This window comes from Mesorhizobium sp. M1409 (genome assembly GCF_040317535.1).
Taxonomy (GTDB): Bacteria; Pseudomonadota; Alphaproteobacteria; order Rhizobiales; family Rhizobiaceae; genus Mesorhizobium.
The window spans coordinates 77,808-93,215 of the sequence record NZ_JAMYKV010000002.1 but is presented as its reverse complement, the minus strand read 5'-3'; the positions used below and the strand labels follow the sequence as shown (position 1 = coordinate 93,215).

The window sequence follows — 15,408 nt, the reverse complement described above, 5'->3', positions numbered from 1 at the left end:
GGCCTTTTTCAAAAACCCGGAAACTTGGGCTTTCTGGCCTTGTCTTAAATGCAGTCTGGCACTTCCCCCGCGCTGGATTCGCCGAAAAGGCGTGAGGGGGCGGCACAAAATTGCGAAATCGTCTGCCCCGGCGCTATTTCGAAACACGCGGTATTCTTCGCCCGTCATGCCAGGGCCTGGCGGACGTCGGGATCGGCCAGCGTCTGGTCGAGCGTCCGACGCGTCCGCTCGATGATCGCATCGATGTCGCTGTCGGTGCAGCAGAGCGGAGGTGCGTAGCCGATAACCCCGTGTGCAAAGGCACGGATGATCAGGCCATTGTCCCACGCCCTGTCGAAGACGCGCCGTGCCGGCATGGCCGACGCCGGAAGCGGTGTTTTCTTCTTCTTGTCGACCACCAGTTCGATCGCGGCAAGCATGCCGCGACCGCGCACGTCACCGACCAGCGGATGGTCCCTGAGGCCCTCCAATCCCGCCATCAGGCGAGCGCCAGCCTTGATGCCATTCTCCAACAGGCCGTCTTCGTAGAGCTTCAACACCTCAAGCGCTACGGCGGCGCTGACGGGATGGGCGGAATAGGTGTAGCCGTGACCGACGGCCGAAGCGCCCGCGCCATCGGCGATGACGTCGTAGACATGATCGGCCATGAACACGGCGCCCATGGGAACATAGCCCGAGGTCAGCCCCTTCGCGGTCGTCATGAAATCGGGAATGATGTCTTCATCAGTGCAGGCGAACAAGGGGCCCGTGCGGCCGAAGCCGGTGATGACCTCGTCGGCGATGAACAGAATACCGTACTCCCGGCAGAGCTCGCGCATCGCCTTGATCCAGCCTTTGGGCGGAACAATGACGCCGCCCGAGCCCTGGATCGGCTCGGCATAGAAGGCAGCGACCCGTTCCGGCCCGATCTCCTCGATCTTGGCCTTCAGCGCGGCGCACGATGCGGCGATGATCGCGTTTCCGTCCTCGCCCACCGGGTTGCGGTAGGGATAGGGAGAAGGAATCTTGTGCTGCCATTCAAAGGGAATGCCAAAACCGGTGTGAAAGGCGGGGAGCGCGGTCAGGCCCGCGCCGACCACGGACGACCCGTGATAGCCCTGCTCGATGGAAATGAACTGGTCGCGTTGCGGCTCGCCCTTGGCATTCCAGTAGTAGCGGACGAAACGGATCGTGCTGTCGACGGCGTCCGACCCCCCCAACGTGAAAAAGACATGATTGAGGTCGCCTGGCGCGCGCTCGGCCAGTTCCGAGGCGAGCCGGATGGCCGGCCCGGAGCCGAGGTCGAAATAGGCGGTGGCATAGGGAAGCTCACGCATCTGCCGGGCCGCCGCCTCTACGATGCTGTCGTGACCATAGCCGGCGTTGACGCACCACAGCCCGGCGAAACCGTCTATGAGTTGCCGCCCGGACGCATCGGTCACCGTCGCGCCCTTCGCCGATTTCAGCACACGCACGCCAAGCGCCTCGTGACCGCGATATGACGAGACCGGATGAATAAGATGGGCACGGTCGAGTTCGATCAGGGAATTGGCGAGCATTGTTGTCCTCCGCGCTAGCCGAGCGCCTGGTTGGCGAGGGCGTAAACTTTTGGCCGGTCCTGTGCCGCGTTCTTCCTGGACGGACGGTCCATGGTCACGCCGCCGCCGACATGGGCGAGGCCGATTTCCCCGAGCCAATTGGCGATGCCGGTCAGGCGATCGGTATCCACACGCAGGAAGGCGCCGGGGCGCAATGTGGCGAAGAAACTGATCAGTGCCCTGGCGTCCTCGACGTTTCCGGCGATGACCGGGCCGATTACCTCGCCGCGTCCGAACGGGCGGATCGCGGCATAGGCCTCTATGGCGCCACTGCGGCGGATGACCGCGAATTCGCCGCGCTCGGCCAGCGCATCGATCAGAGCTTCCCGGTCCGCGCCATAGGCCTCGCGGTCCATCGCCTTGATCGTCGGCAGATCGTCGGCACTTGCTGCTTCCACGCCTTCAGGCGCGTCAAATTCTGCAACCTTGCCCTGATACTGCAGAACGGTGCCAGAGGATACAAAGCCGAGCTTTTCATAGAGAGGCATGCCGTCCGCTGTCGCGACGAGCCGCAGCGGACGGTCCTCGGCAAGGGCGAAGGCCTGTTCCATCAGCCGGCGCCCGAGCCCTTTGCCCCGCACATTCCTGTCGACGATCACCATGTTGATCATGGCGCAATCCGCGCCGTAGGGCGTTACCAGGATGGTTCCGGTGACGCGGCCCTGGTCATCGAGCGCGACCGCACCGTTCGAGAGCTGCAGGGCCATCTGCCAGTCCTGCGGGCGATGCGGCCAGTTCTCCTGGCGAGAAAGCACTACGGCTCCCTCAATATGGTCCGGCCCGAAGGCCTGGAGTTCGATGTCGCCGTGCTGCATGAGGCATCCTTCCGTCTGACGCCAAGTTTCGTCCATCGGCGCGCCGCAGATCGTCTGAAGGCGTTGGTTTCGGCAGTATCTTTCGCCGTAGCGCGAGGGATGCGCCGCATCTTGTGCTGGCGCCGGCCACGGCGGATGCCTTTGACTCCGAGACCGCCGCTCCCATCGACCGTCAAGATGCTACAGCGTGCCAAACCGGACGGCGGATACGGAACTTTCTGCTTTCGGGAGGGCTATTTCGGTCAGGTAGATCGCCACCTGCCGTCATATGATGAAATACGTCCCAACGCGAATGTGCTTCCACTGGAGATCGACGGACATGGCTTTCTTCCGGCCCAAATACATCACGTTCGACTGCTATGGCACGTTGACCAATTTTCAGATGGCGGAAGCGGCGCGCGACCTTTATGGCAGCCGGCTGAACGAGCCGCGCATGCAGGAGTTCATCAAGAACTTCGCCGCGTATCGGCTCGACGAGATCTTGGGCGACTGGAAGCCCTATGCCGACGTCATCCACAACGCGCTCGAGCGCACCTGCAAGCGCAACGGCGTCGCCTTCAGCCCTGACGACGCCAGAATGGTCTATGATCGCGTCCCGACCTGGGGGCCGCACGCCGACGTTCCGGCCGGCCTGGCGAAGGTGGCCAAGGAAATTCCGCTGGTCATCCTGTCCAACGCCATGAACGCGCAGATCATGTCCAATGTCGAGAAGCTCGGCGCGCCGTTCCATGCCGTCTACACGGCCGAGCAGGCGCAGGCCTACAAGCCCCGTTTCCAAGCCTTCGAATACATGTTCGACAGGCTGGGCTGCGGCCCGGAAGATATTCTTCACTGCTCGTCCTCTTTCCGCTACGACCTGATGTCGGCTCACGACCTCGGCATCAAGAACAAGGTCTGGGTCAATCGCGGCCACGAACCGGCCAACCCGTACTACGGCTATGTCGAGATATCGGACATTTCGGGTCTTGCAGGCGTGGTCGGGCTTTGAAACAGGCGGATTGCCGATGAAACTGATCTCCTACTGGCACGACACAGCCCCGGTATTTACCGGCGGGGCGCCAGGCCCCGTCGAGGGGCACTACGATGCCGCCATCATCGGCGGCGGCTTCACCGGCCTTGCCGCCGCGCACCGACTGGCGAGGGCTGGCGCCAAGGTGGCGGTGCTGGAGGCGGAGGGGGTGGGCTGGGGCGCGTCCGGACGCAATGGCGGACACTTGAACAACGGCCTCGCCCACAGCTACCTCTCGGCCAAGGCGGAGCTGGGCAAGGAACGCGCGATCGCGCTCTACCGGGCGCTGGACGATTCCGTCGACACCATCGAGGCGCTGGTCGCCGAGGAAGGCATCGACTGTAATTTCCGCCGCGCCGGCAAGCTGAAGCTCGCCTCCAAGCCGCAGCATTTCGAAGCGATCGCCCGCAATTTCGACGCCCTCCATGCCGAAGTGGATCCGGATACGGCACTGCTGTCTGCGGCCGATATCAAATCCGAGATCGGCTCGCCCTTCCACGGCGCGATGCTGTCGAAGAAAAGCGCCATGATGCATATGGGCCGCTATGTGGCAGGCTTGGCCACTGCAGCCGCCGGCCACGGCGCCGTCATCTACGAGAACGCGGTAGTGACGAACCGCAAGCAGGTCGGCACCAGGCATGAACTCACCACCTCCCGCGGCCAGATCAACGCCGGCAATGTGCTGGTGGCGACCGGCGCCTATACCACGCCGAATTTCAGCTATTTTCGCCGCAGGATCATCTCCGTCGGTAGCTTCATTATCGCCACGCGGCCGTTGAGCGACACCGAGATCGCCGCGACCATGCCCGGCAACCGGACATGCGTGACCTCGATGAACATCGGCAACTACTTCCGGCTCTCACCGGACAACCGCCTGATCTTCGGCGGCCGCGCACGCTTCTCGGCGACCTCGGACCAGCGATCCGACGCCAAGAGCGGGCAGATATTGCAGGCAAGCCTTGCCACGATCTTCCCGCAACTCGCCAAGGTCGAGATCGACTATTGCTGGGGCGGTCTGGTCGACATGACCAAGGACCGCTTCCCGCGCGCCGGCTATCATGACGGCGTCTGGTACGCCATGGGCTATTCCGGCCACGGCGCGCAGCTTTCCACGCATCTCGGCATGATCATGGCCGATGCCATGCTCGGCCGCGAGGATCTCAATCCAATGAAGGGGTTCGAGTGGCCTGACATTCCCGGCTATTCCGGCAAGCCCTGGTTCCTGCCGATGGTCGGCCTCTACTACAAGGCGCTCGATCGGATTCAGTGACGTCCGGCGGCTGGATCTCAGCCCAGCCCGCCCATATGAAAACTCTTCATCTCGAGATATTCCTCGATGCCGGCCTGCGCGCCCTCGCGCCCGAGTCCGGACTGCTTGACGCCGCCGAAGGGGGCCACCTCGATCGAGACCGAGCCGGTGTTGAGCCCCACCATGCCGAACTCCAGTGCCTCGCCGACGCGCCAGGCGCGTTTCAGGTTCTCGGTGTAGAAGTAGGAGGCAAGCCCGTAGGGCGTGCCATTGGCCAGCGCGATCGCCTCTTCTTCCGTCTCGAAACGGAAAAGCGGCGCGACCGGACCGAACGTTTCCTCACCGGCAAGCTGCATCTCTTTTGTGGCGCCGGTCAGCACCAGCGGCGCGACATATTGCGGACCGCCAGGCAAGGCCGGCCGGTCCGTGATGATCTTTGCACCTTTGGCCAGCGCATCCTCGACGTGGCGGTTGATTTTCTCGACCGCCGCCATGTTGATCATCGGCCCGATGGCGACGCCGGGCTGTGTGCCGGGTCCGACCGTCATGGCGTTGACGCGGGCGGTGAGCTTCCTGGCGAAGGTTTCGTAGACACCGGCCTGGACGAGGATGCGATTGGCGCAGACGCAGGTCTGGCCGCCATTGCGGAACTTCGAGACGAGCGCGCCCTCGATGGCGAGATCGAGATCGGCGTCGTCGAAGACGATGAAGGGGGCGTTGCCGCCGAGTTCGAGGCTGAGCCGCTTCACGCTGTCGGCGGCGCCGCGCATCAGCAGCGAACCGACCCGCGTCGAGCCGGTGAAAGAGATCTTGCGAACGGTCTCGTTCGCCATGATCTCGTTGCCGATCTCGGGCGGCATGCCGGTGACGATGTTGATGACGCCCGCGGGAATGCCCGCGCGTTCGGCGAGTACGCCAAGCGCCAGCGCCGAATAGGGCGTGAACTCGGACGGCTTGATGACCACCGTGCAGCCGGCGGCCAGCGCCGGCGCGACCTTGCGGGTGATCATCGCGTTGGGAAAGTTCCACGGCGTGATGATGCCGCAAACCCCGACGGGTTCCTTAAGCACGATGATGCGCCGGTCTGGCGTGGGCGAGGGGATGGTGTGGCCGTTTATGCGGCGCGCTTCCTCGGCGAACCATTTGACGAAGGATGCGCCGTAACGGATCTCGCCTTTGGCCTCGTCCAGTGGCTTGCCCTGTTCGGTCGTCAGGATCAGCGCCAGATCGTCCAGATGCGCGAGCATCAGGCCATGCCATGCTTCCAGCAGCGAAGCGCGTTCGGCGTTGGTTTTCTTCCTCCAGTCGCCAAAGGCGGAAGCCGCGGCCTCTATCGCCGCGCGGGTCTCCGGACCGGCCATGTCGGGCACTGTGCCGATCGGCGACTGGGTCGCCGGATCCAGGACATCGACCGTTTTTCCGGAGCCGGCAGCAATCCAGTTACCGGCAATCAGGCCGGCTTCGCGGAACAGATTTTTGTCTTTCAGGCTTTTCATCGGATACGACCTTGCAATCAGGTGAGCGCCGCGACGATGGCGGCTGTGATGGCTTTCGTGCCGTCTTTGCCGGGAGTTGTTCCAATGCCGCGCGCGGTTGTCGCTTCGATCGCTTGCATAACCCGGCCGGCGGCGGCCTTTTCGCCGAGATGATCGAGCATCATGGCGCCGGACCATATGGTGGCGATCGGGTTGGCGATGCCGAGATGGGCGATGTCGGGCGCGGAGCCATGCACCGGCTCGAACATGGACGGCGCCGAGCGGTCGGGATTGATGTTGGCGGAGGCGGCGAAGCCGAGCCCGCCCTGGATCGCCGCGCCGATATCGGTCAGGATGTCGCCGAACAGATTGGAGGCGACGACCACGTCGAGGCTCCCCGGCGCCATGATCATGCGCGCGGCGAGCGCGTCGACATGATAGCTGGTCACTGCGACATCAGGATAGTCCGCCTCCAGCTTTCGCGTGATCTCGTCCCAGAACACCATCGAGTATTTCTGCGCGTTGGATTTCGTGACGGAGGCAAGTTTGCGCCGCCGCGTCCGCGCCTGCTCGAAGCCGAAGCGCAGGATGCGCTCGACGCCGGCGCGGGTGAAGATCGAGGTCTCCACAGCGACCTCGTTCAGCGTGCCTTGATGCACGCGCCCGCCGGCGCCCGAATATTCGCCTTCGGTGTTCTCGCGGATGCACAATATGTCGAAGCTCTCGGCCCGCAGCGGCCCTGTCACACCCGGCAGCAGACGGTGCGGCCGGATGTTGGCATATTGCACGAATGCCTTGCGGATCGGCAGCAGCAGACCGTGGAGCGAGACGGAATCCGGCACTTCCGCCGGCCAGCCGACCGCGCCGAGAAGGATGGCGTCGAAGCCGCGCACGTCTCGATGCCATCCTCGGGCATCATGCGGCCGGTATCCTTGTAGAATTTACAGGACCAGGGGAACTCCGTACCCGTCAGGGCAAAGCCGGCATGTCTGGCCGCCGTCTCCAGCACCGTCCAGGCGGCGGTGGTGACATCGCGGCCGATGCCGTCACCGGGGATCAGGGCGATCGAGTAGGACTTCATCGGCATCTCTTCACAGGCTGATCAGGACGCTCTTGGTCCTGCGGTTGGCAAGATACGCGTCGCGGCCGAGGTCCTTGCCGATGCCGGAGCGCTTGTAGCCGCCGGTCGGCAGGATATGGTCGCGCGAGCGGCTGTAGCGGTTGACCCAGACGGTGCCCGCTTCGAGCTTGCGTGCGAAGCGGATGGTGCGCGAGAGGTCGGTGGTGAACAGGCCGGAAGCCAGCCCGTAAGTCGGATGGCTGGCCAGCGCCAGCGCCTCTTCCTCGGTCTCGAAGGTCTGCACGGTCAGGACCGGGCCGAAGATCTCCTCGATGATTGCAGGATTGGCCTGATCGACATTGGCGATCAGCGTCGGCTCGTAGAAATAGCCGGGGCTGTCCATGACGTTGCCACCGGTCAGGCATTCGGCGCCGGCCTCGACCGCGGCTCGCACGATGCTGTCGATGCGCGCCCACTGCCGTTCCGAGATGATGGGCGAATACTGCGTCGTCTCGTCCCAGGTCGGCCCGGGTCGGGCCGCCTTCATCCGCTCCAGGATGGCGGCCGTCAGCCTGTCGGCGACTCTCTTCTCGACGATCAGGCGTGTGCCGGCCACACAGGCCTGGCCGGCATTGAAGGTGACGCTGCCGGCGATGGCCGTCGCCGCCTTGTCCAGATCGGCATCGGCAAAGACGATCTGCGGGCTCTTGCCGCCGAGCTCCAGCGTCATCGGCTTGACGCCGGTGCGGGCGACATTCTCCATGATCGCCGATCCGGCGCGGGTCGAGCCGGTGAAGGAGACCTTGGCGATCTCGGGATGGCCGGTCAGCGCCGTGCCTGTCGTTGGACCGTCACCCAAGACCACGTTGATGAGCCCGACGGGCAGACCGGCCTTAACGGCAAGCTGCGCGATATAGACTGTCGAAAAGGGGGTCATTTCCGAAGGCTTCAGCACAACCGCATTGCCGGCGGCCAGCGCAGGACCGAGCTTCCAGCCGGCCATCGAGACAGGAAAATTCCAGGGCGTGATCGCGCCGACCACGCCATAGGGCTCGCTCATGATCATGCCGAGATTGGCATCGTCGGTGGGCACAAGCTCGCTGCCTTCCTTGTCGGCGAACTCGGCAAAGAAGCGTATCTGCTCGGCGGTTATGGCGATATCGCCGGCGACGAGCTGGCCTACGGGCCGCGTCGAGCACAGCGCCTCGATCCTGGCCAGCGTTTCGGCTTCCGCCTCGATCAGGTCAGCCCAAGCCTGGAGCGCCCTGGTGCGCTCGCGTGGCCGGACGCCGCCCCAGTTGCTGGTCTTCAGCGCCACCTTGGCGCTTTCCACCGCACGGTCGACGACGTCTACGCCAGCCACTGGGCAGGCCGTGTATGACTTGCCATCCGACGGGCGGCGCATTTCGATCCCACCCTCGGCCGGGATCAGTTCCCCGCCGATGAAGTGGCCGACGGGGAGGCGGATTGTATTGGGATCGAAGCTCAGGCTCATCGACAACCACTCTGCGGCATCGGCTGGAGCCTAGCGCGTGCTGGCACGCAGCATGCGCTGTTCGGCGATCCGCCGCCGCCGAATGTTGCGTGCCAGGCACGCGAGACGGCAAAATCTTCCGCGCATGCAGGCACCTCACGCGGGTTCCGTTATCCGACCGTCACGTAGATCTTGCGCACCGTTTGGATGGTCTTCCAGATACCGGTGAAGCCGGGCTTCATTACGAAGCTGTCGCCGGCGCGGTAGGTCATCGTCTCGCCGCCATCGGGCGTGATTTCGATCACGCCGGAGAGGATGTGGCAGAACTCGAACGTGTCGCCCTTGATCGAGCGCGTCTCCCCCGGCGTCGCCTCCCAGACGCCGGTACGGACAAGGTCGCCCTTGGCGGCGTCCTGTGCCCAGGTCTTGAAGGCGGGGTCGCCGGCAATTCGTCGTTCGGGCAGCGCCTTGGATTCGCGCGGGGTGAAGTCTGGGTTGGTATCGACGGTCTTGAGTAGGGACAAGGAATGGCCTTTCGGGTTGGATTTCAATAACCGCGCAATCGGTCGACGAGCCCGATGAGATCGAGGCCCGCGCGGTGGCGCCTGATGTTGTCGATAACGGCGGGCGCAGCGGTCGCCGGCTGGGTGACGCTGGCGACATGCGGGGTCAGAATGATCTTCGGATGCAACCAGAACGGATGGCTCGGAGGCAGCGGTTCAGGATCGGTCACGTCGATCATCGCCGCCGACAGATGGCCGCTGTCGAGCGCGGCGAGAAGGGCTTCATGGTCGAGCTGCGGCCCCCGGCCGGTGTGGACGAGCGCTGCGCCCTTGGGCAGCTTCGCAAACAGGCCGGCATTGAGCAAACCGCGCGTGTCTCCCGTCAGCGGCAGCAAGCAGATCAGTATGTCGCTGGCAGCGAGCATCTCCTTCAGTCCAAGCTTTCCATGATGACAGGCCACACCCTCGATCTGCCGCGGCTCGCGGCTCCATCCGGCGAGCGGGAAGCCGAAGGGCTTCAGGCGGTCGAGGACGGCTTGGCCGAGCTGCCCGAGGCCGAGCACGCCGACCCGGCGCGACACGGCCGGGAGCTGCGCGATATCCGCCCATTCGCCGGCGCGCTGCTGCGCCAGATAGGCCGGCAGGTTGCGGTGGAGGGCAAGCACGGCAAGCGTCACATATTCCTGCATCATGCGCACGATGCCTTCCTCGATCATGCGCACGATCTTAACGTTCGCAGGCACCGCATCGAGGCGAAGCTGGTCGACGCCGGCGCCAATCGAAAACAGGATTTCCAGATTCCTATAACGGGCGAGGTTATCCGGCACCGTCCAGCTGATCAGGTAACGCACGGCGTCGGGATCGACCGTTGCGGCATTCATCGTGAAGGGGACGTCCGGCAGTTCTCTCGCGAAGGCATCGGCGAAGATCGTCCCGCGGCGCGCATCGGAATTGAACAGGAATGTCATTCCGCTTTCCCCTTCAAGCCGCGCAACGGGCGCCCAGCACCTCGATCAATCGCTGGCAGACGGCGAGTTCGCTGGTGAAAATGTACTCATCCGGTTTGTGGGCGCGGTCGATGTCGCCGGGGCCGCAGATGATCGCATCGAACCCAGCGGCCTGGTAAAGTCCGGCCTCCGTACCGTAGCTGACGGCGGCAAGCGGCACCTCGCCGGTCAAGGCGTGCAGCAGTCCCGCAAGTGGCGCATCCTGCGGCAGCGACAGCGCCGGATAGGCGCTCATCGGTGTCCACTCGATGCGAAAGCCATCGGCCGCAAGGGCCTCTGCGCGCGCCCTTACAGGCGCCAGCAGGCTTGCCGGGTCGACGCCAGGTATGGCGCGTGCCTCCAGGTCCAGCGTGCAGGTGTCGGGGACGATGTTGACCTGATGTCCGCCAGCCATCACGCCCGCTTGCAGCGAGGAATAGGGCGGCTCGAAGGCAGGGTCGAACGGACCGTGCGTCAGCCGTTCGGCCTCGTTCACGGCTGCGTTCAGCGCATCGGCCATGGCATGGATGGCGTTGAGCCCAAGGTCGGGTCGGGAGGAATGGCCGGAGCGCCCGTTGACAATCACGCGGGCGGCCGCCTTGCCCTTGTGGCCGCGCACGGCGCGCATACCGCTCGGCTCGCCGACAATGACGCCGAGCGGCTTTGCGCAAAGCTCAGGAAGGCGGGCGATCAAATGCGGCACGCCGCGGCATCCCACCTCCTCGTCATAGGAGAAGGCGAGGTGGATTGGCCTGGCGAGGCGCAGTCCCGCCAGCGTGGGCACGGCCGCGAGTGCCGCGGCAAGAAACCCTTTCATGTCCGTGGTGCCGCGTCCGTAGAGCCGTTCGCCCTCCCGGCGTAGCGCGAAAGGGCTCGAACTCCATTGCGGCTCACTGGCGGGGACGACGTCCATGTGACCGGATAGGATGTAGCCCGGGACATCGGCGGGGCCGATCGTCGCGAAAAGATTGGAACGATCGCCTTCCGGCCCTGGAAGTACGGTGACCTGGGTTCCGTGTTCCGCGAGATAGCTCGCGATCCAACTGGCGATATCGCCGTTCGGCCTGCCAGCGACCGATGGAAAGGCGACGAGACGATCGAGGATGTCGAAGACGTCCATTCCAGCCCTCAAAACATTTCGGGTTCGCCGGATCGGTGCCGTCGACCATATGCTGCTAGATTTCCAGAGAGAGTGTGCGCGTTCTTTCGCGATTGCGTGCCGAAAGCGGAAGTGTTTCAGTCGAATCTTGCGTTGGCGCGCGGCTTTCGAGCAAATCGTACCGGGCTGCTTGTTTAGCGTTGGCGGGACAGTAGGCGGTCGCCAATAGGTCGCCCTCCCTCGTTGTAATCTTTCAGGGGCATGGACTTGAAGCCTTCCGAGAGCTTGAAAATCGATACTTTCTCGATGCGCATCGACGGCATCGAAGGCGTCGATCTTGACCGGTTGCACGCACTCTCACTCTCCGTGGGATGGCCGCATCGCGCCGAGGATTGGCAATTCCTGCGCCAATCGGGAGAGGGGTTCGTGGCGCTCGACGAGATCGGCCGGGTTCTTGGCTCGGCCATGTGGTTCGCGCATGGCACGGATTTCGCAACCGTGGGCATGGTCATCACCTCGCCGCGGCTCCAGACGCTGGGTGCGGGGCAATGGCTGATGAAGCGGGTCTTCGACAGGGTAGCCGGCCGCGACTTGCGCCTCAATGCGACCAGGGCGGCAAGGCGGCTCTATCTCTCGCTCGACTTCCAGCCGGAGAAGACTGTCTATCAATGCCAGGGCATCGCCCGCCTGGAGACGACGGGTAGCCCGGGAGACATACGCGATGTCAGGACCTTGGGCGCAGGGGATATTCCAGCAGCTATCGCACTCGACGCGGCAGGATCTGGCGTGAGGCGGGCGGCACTCATCGAAAGGCTTTTCACGCACTCGGCCGGTTATGGTCTTTTCAAAGATGACAAGCTGAACGCGTTCGCGCTCTGTCGACCGTTCGGGCGGGGCCACGTCGTGGGGCCGGTCGTGGCGGAAAGCGACGCCGAGGCGGTAGCGGTTGTCCAGCCACACGTGGCCGACCATTCGGGGTCTTTCCTGCGGATCGACACCCACATGGACAATGGCGAGTTCGCCGCCTTTCTGTCGCACAGCGGAATGCCGGTTTTCGACACGGTGCTGACCATGTCGATGGGCAAACGCTTCGCCGATTTTTTCGTCGGCGGCGCAGCCACACCGATGACCTACGCCCTCGCCAGTCAGACTCTCGGGTAGTAGTCCAGTACGCAGCCAGGCGCAGCTGTCCACGCCCTTGCAGACACTCTTGTGGCGCTAAGAGAAGTACGGTTTCTGCAGCTATGCTGGACCGAACGCATGAGACCAAAGCGGATTGTCACAGCCTTCGGAGTTACCCAAGGCAGGCGCGCATCAATGTGGCGCATATCTAGTCAAGTTTGGACGATGAAAGCGTCGCGAAACCATACGGAACGATACGGGAAGACTTCTGATTCTGGCCCACGAAAAACTCAATGAAATCAACAGTTTTCGTACGTCCTCCGGGCCCACCCAGAACGACAAGCGTTTGAATTATTTATCTTTTTTACTTGCCTTGCCTTTGCATTTTGGACTCGCACCCCTTCGGGTCTCTTCGAAAATCGAAAATTCCACAACATGAGAGTGGTGGGAGCTTCGTGATAGATACCAGTCTCAAGAGTCATGAAAGACTGAAGGGGGACCGCCCAGGCACGCCGGATCCAGTAGTTAGCGGGTGGCTTAGATCGTTTGGCGTCGCAACGACAGTGATTGAACTCGCGGGCAAATGATCAGACGCAGCCCTCCTGTCCGTGCGAGCGAATCGAGAGCAGAGGCGTTTCAAAGTCGCGCAATATGCCGTCTGGAACGCTGCCGGGGCTAGGGGATCCGAAAATCGCCGATGCTTGGCGGCCGCCGCTGTTGCGAAGCTCCAGGTCGTGCCAATGATGCGAGCGGCGTGACATGGCGAGCGATCATGACTCGATGCCACGCGCCTTGATGGTTGGCATCAACACCCGACTTATCTCGATCGAAGTCGCCGAGGGATCAAAATGGGGGATGGAAGACCTCCTCGAACTCAAATGCCAGCGTTCGCAGCAGCGGGCCGCAATGATGGCCTACGCAAGCGCGCCGTGGTTCAGTGAGCGGGTGCGTAAGCTGAGTCCGCAACTCAATTGCTATCCGAGCAGCAGAAGGGTTCAACCGCACAAGGTCGGTGATGCGCACGGTCAGAGGTGTATCATTCGCGGTTCGCAGGTGCCACACGCACACTGCCATCGAGACGGCAGCTGGCATCCTGTCTTCTACGTGTAAAGTCGCGTATCTGCGATCTGGAACAGATTGTTACCTTGACCCACTTTTGGAAAACTCAGGCCGGAAACAGGAACGCGGCGGCCGGATCGAAAAACACGTGCCGATGACGTTGCGTTGCGTCGTGCGATTGCATGGCGGTCGACGTCGGCCTGATGTCGACTTCCTGTCCGTTGGCGGTGCGCGCGACGATGCGCCGGCGCTCGCCATAGAATGCGACATCGACGATCTCGACATTGAGTTCCGCACTCATCGGCTTTCGCCTCATGCCGAACGCCTCCGGCCGGATCATCAGTCGGGTTTTTTGACCCTTGTCGAAAGCGCGGTTGACGCTGACGCCGGAGACGACCGAACCGTCTGCGAGCCGGATCGTTGCCGCTCCATCGATGGTTTCGAGATGTTCGGCGGCCAAAAAGTTCGAATTGCCTATGAAGCCGGCGACGAAGTCGGTCGCGGGCCTGAGATAGAGGTCCTCGCCGGTGCCGGTCTGCTCGATGCGACCGTCTTTGAACAGGGCGATACGGTCCGACAGATGCAGCGCCTCTTCCTGGTCATGGGTGACGTAGAGGATGGTGACGCCGGTCTCGCGGTGGATGCGGCGGATCTCGGCCTGTATCTCCTCGCGCAGCTTCTTGTCGAGCGCCGAAAGCGGCTCATCCATCAACAGGATCGGCGGATCGTAGGCCAGCGCCCGCGCCAGCGCGACGCGCTGCTGCTGGCCGCCTGACAGCGCGCCGGGCAATCGCGCGGCGAAGCTCTCCAGCCGCACCAGCGCCAGCATGTCGGCGACCTTCTTCTTCACCTCGGCATCAGGCCGGCGGCGAACCCGCAGCGGGAAGGCGATGTTTTCGGCCACTGTCAGATGCGGAAACAGCGTGTAGCGCTGGAACACCATGCCGATGTTGCGCTTGTGCGACGGCACTGCGAGCAGCGACTTGCCTTCCAGCTGTACGTCGCCGGAGCTCGGGTCCTGGAAGCCAGCAATGGCATAGAGCGTGGTCGATTTTCCCGAGCCCGACGGTCCGAGAAAGGTCAGGAATTCGCCCCTGGGTATCTCGAGGGTGACGTCATGCACCGCGGTGAACGCGCCGAACGCCTTGCGCAATTTGCGGATGGAAAGGAAGGGCTGGGTCATGTCTGGAACTTTCGGCGCAGCAGTGCCGTCACCACCATCAAGGCAAGTGTCAGACCGACAAGCAGGCTGGAGGCGGCGGCGACGACTGGGCTCAAATCCGACCGCAGACTGCCCCAGATCTTGACCGGCAAGGTCTGCAAGGTCGGGCTGGCCATGAAGATGGCGACGACGACTTCATCCCAGGAGGCGAGGAAGGCAAAGATGGCGGCGGAAAAGATCCCGATCCGGATTGACGGCAAGGTGATCCGGAGCTTTGCCTCGAGCGGGCTGGCGCCGCAGACGATCGCTGCGTCCTCGATCGACTTGTCGAAGCCTTCCAGCGCTGTGGCGATCGGGATGATGGCGAAGGGCAGCGCCAGCACCGTGTGGGCGATGACGAAGCCGATCGTGGTGCCGCCAAGGCCAAGGCGCAAAAAGAAGGCGTAGATGGCGATGGCGAAGACCACGACCGGCAGGACCATCGGCGTCAGAAGCAGGCCGCGCAGGATTTCACGGCCCCGAAACTGGCCGCGAACCAGCGCAAAGGAGGCGAGCAGGCCGATTGCCACGGCGAGGATCGCCGTCATGGTGGCGATGCGGGCGCTGGTCAGCGCCGCCTCCAGCCAGGCCGGATCGGCAAACAGTTCCTGGTACCATTTCAGCGTCCAGCCGGGTGGCGGAAACGCCAGCCAGCGCGACGATCCGAACGACAGCAGAACGATAAAGACCACCGGCAGGAGCAGGAAGCCGGCGACCAGTACCGTGAAGCCGAGCAGCGCAATTTTCAGCCAACCCATGCGGTCATAGTCGAGCAGCAT

At 63.4% G+C, this 15,408-nt stretch carries 13 protein-coding genes and 1 pseudogene; 4 read left to right on the top strand and 10 right to left on the bottom strand.

Annotation, left to right across the window (positions count from 1 at the left end):
• Positions 1 to 164: 164 nt before the first annotated feature.
• Together NKG99_RS01910 and NKG99_RS01905 are read right to left on the bottom strand one after the other, a co-directional pair.
• On the bottom strand, positions 165 to 1,538 hold the full coding sequence (locus NKG99_RS01910; RefSeq protein ID WP_352863611.1) for an aspartate aminotransferase family protein: 1,374 nt from the start codon (positions 1,536 to 1,538) through the stop codon (positions 165 to 167).
• Between the two features lie 14 nt (positions 1,539 to 1,552).
• Complete coding sequence (locus NKG99_RS01905; RefSeq protein ID WP_352863609.1) at positions 1,553 to 2,392, bottom strand: GNAT family N-acetyltransferase; 840 nt, start codon at positions 2,390 to 2,392, stop codon at positions 1,553 to 1,555.
• Between the two features lie 319 nt (positions 2,393 to 2,711).
• Between NKG99_RS01905 and NKG99_RS01900 the strand changes: the two genes are divergently transcribed.
• Together NKG99_RS01900 and NKG99_RS01895 are read left to right on the top strand one after the other, a co-directional pair.
• Positions 2,712 to 3,380, top strand: coding sequence for a haloacid dehalogenase type II (locus NKG99_RS01900; protein ID WP_352863607.1), 669 nt, complete (start codon positions 2,712 to 2,714; stop codon positions 3,378 to 3,380).
• A 16-nt stretch (positions 3,381 to 3,396) separates the two neighbouring features.
• Entirely contained in the window at positions 3,397 to 4,671 is a 1,275-nt protein-coding gene (locus tag NKG99_RS01895) for an NAD(P)/FAD-dependent oxidoreductase (RefSeq protein ID WP_352863605.1), read from the top strand.
• Positions 4,672 to 4,688: 17 nt separating this feature from the next.
• Here NKG99_RS01895 and NKG99_RS01890 read toward each other — a convergent pair whose 3' ends face one another.
• The 6 genes and pseudogenes from NKG99_RS01890 to argE form a co-directional block, all read right to left on the bottom strand.
• Positions 4,689 to 6,146 carry an NAD-dependent succinate-semialdehyde dehydrogenase gene (locus tag NKG99_RS01890; RefSeq protein WP_352863603.1) on the bottom strand — a complete coding sequence of 486 codons (1,458 nt, stop codon included), beginning with the start codon at positions 6,144 to 6,146 and terminating at the stop codon, positions 4,689 to 4,691.
• A gap of 17 nt (positions 6,147 to 6,163) precedes the next feature.
• Positions 6,164 to 7,206: pseudogene (locus NKG99_RS01885) on the bottom strand (tartrate dehydrogenase).
• A gap of 10 nt (positions 7,207 to 7,216) precedes the next feature.
• Entirely contained in the window at positions 7,217 to 8,680 is a 1,464-nt protein-coding gene (locus NKG99_RS01880) for an aldehyde dehydrogenase family protein (RefSeq protein ID WP_352863601.1), read from the bottom strand.
• Between the two features lie 149 nt (positions 8,681 to 8,829).
• Complete coding sequence (locus NKG99_RS01875; RefSeq protein WP_352863599.1) at positions 8,830 to 9,183, bottom strand: cupin domain-containing protein; 354 nt, start codon at positions 9,181 to 9,183, stop codon at positions 8,830 to 8,832.
• A 23-nt stretch (positions 9,184 to 9,206) separates the two neighbouring features.
• On the bottom strand, positions 9,207 to 10,130 hold the full coding sequence (locus NKG99_RS01870; RefSeq protein ID WP_352863597.1) for a 2-hydroxyacid dehydrogenase: 924 nt from the start codon (positions 10,128 to 10,130) through the stop codon (positions 9,207 to 9,209).
• A gap of 13 nt (positions 10,131 to 10,143) precedes the next feature.
• Complete coding sequence (argE, locus tag NKG99_RS01865; RefSeq protein WP_352863595.1) at positions 10,144 to 11,268, bottom strand: acetylornithine deacetylase; 1,125 nt, start codon at positions 11,266 to 11,268, stop codon at positions 10,144 to 10,146.
• Positions 11,269 to 11,508: 240 nt separating this feature from the next.
• Here argE and NKG99_RS01860 point away from each other — a divergent pair, with 240 nt between their 5' ends.
• Positions 11,509 to 12,408, top strand: coding sequence for a GNAT family N-acetyltransferase (locus tag NKG99_RS01860; RefSeq protein WP_352863593.1), 900 nt, complete (start codon positions 11,509 to 11,511; stop codon positions 12,406 to 12,408).
• 720 nt (positions 12,409 to 13,128) lie between these two features.
• On the top strand, positions 13,129 to 13,479 hold the full coding sequence (locus NKG99_RS01855) for a hypothetical protein (protein ID WP_352863591.1): 351 nt from the start codon (positions 13,129 to 13,131) through the stop codon (positions 13,477 to 13,479).
• 55 nt (positions 13,480 to 13,534) lie between these two features.
• Here NKG99_RS01855 and NKG99_RS01850 read toward each other — a convergent pair whose 3' ends face one another.
• Together NKG99_RS01850 and NKG99_RS01845 are read right to left on the bottom strand one after the other, a co-directional pair.
• Positions 13,535 to 14,611, bottom strand: a complete 1,077-nt coding sequence (locus NKG99_RS01850) for an ABC transporter ATP-binding protein (protein WP_352863590.1) — start codon at positions 14,609 to 14,611, stop codon at positions 13,535 to 13,537.
• Positions 14,608 to 15,408, bottom strand: a complete 801-nt coding sequence (locus tag NKG99_RS01845; RefSeq protein ID WP_352863589.1) for an ABC transporter permease — start codon at positions 15,406 to 15,408, stop codon at positions 14,608 to 14,610. The genes NKG99_RS01850 and NKG99_RS01845 overlap by 4 nt, the downstream gene beginning before the upstream one ends.

Coding starts and splice junctions, on each gene's coding strand:
- NKG99_RS01910 (WP_352863611.1), bottom strand. CDS start 1,538: ATGCTCGCCAATTCCCTGATCGAACTCGACCGTGCCCATCTTATTCAT.
- NKG99_RS01905 (WP_352863609.1), bottom strand. CDS start 2,392: ATGCAGCACGGCGACATCGAACTCCAGGCCTTCGGGCCGGACCATATT.
- NKG99_RS01900 (WP_352863607.1), top strand. CDS start 2,712: ATGGCTTTCTTCCGGCCCAAATACATCACGTTCGACTGCTATGGCACG.
- NKG99_RS01895 (WP_352863605.1), top strand. CDS start 3,397: ATGAAACTGATCTCCTACTGGCACGACACAGCCCCGGTATTTACCGGC.
- NKG99_RS01890 (WP_352863603.1), bottom strand. CDS start 6,146: ATGAAAAGCCTGAAAGACAAAAATCTGTTCCGCGAAGCCGGCCTGATT.
- NKG99_RS01880 (WP_352863601.1), bottom strand. CDS start 8,680: ATGAGCCTGAGCTTCGATCCCAATACAATCCGCCTCCCCGTCGGCCAC.
- NKG99_RS01870 (WP_352863597.1), bottom strand. CDS start 10,130: ATGACATTCCTGTTCAATTCCGATGCGCGCCGCGGGACGATCTTCGCC.
- argE (WP_352863595.1), bottom strand. CDS start 11,268: ATGGACGTCTTCGACATCCTCGATCGTCTCGTCGCCTTTCCATCGGTC.
- NKG99_RS01860 (WP_352863593.1), top strand. CDS start 11,509: ATGGACTTGAAGCCTTCCGAGAGCTTGAAAATCGATACTTTCTCGATG.
- NKG99_RS01855 (WP_352863591.1), top strand. CDS start 13,129: ATGGCGAGCGATCATGACTCGATGCCACGCGCCTTGATGGTTGGCATC.
- NKG99_RS01850 (WP_352863590.1), bottom strand. CDS start 14,611: ATGACCCAGCCCTTCCTTTCCATCCGCAAATTGCGCAAGGCGTTCGGC.
- NKG99_RS01845 (WP_352863589.1), bottom strand. CDS start 15,408: ATGCTGCTCGACTATGACCGCATGGGTTGGCTGAAAATTGCGCTGCTC.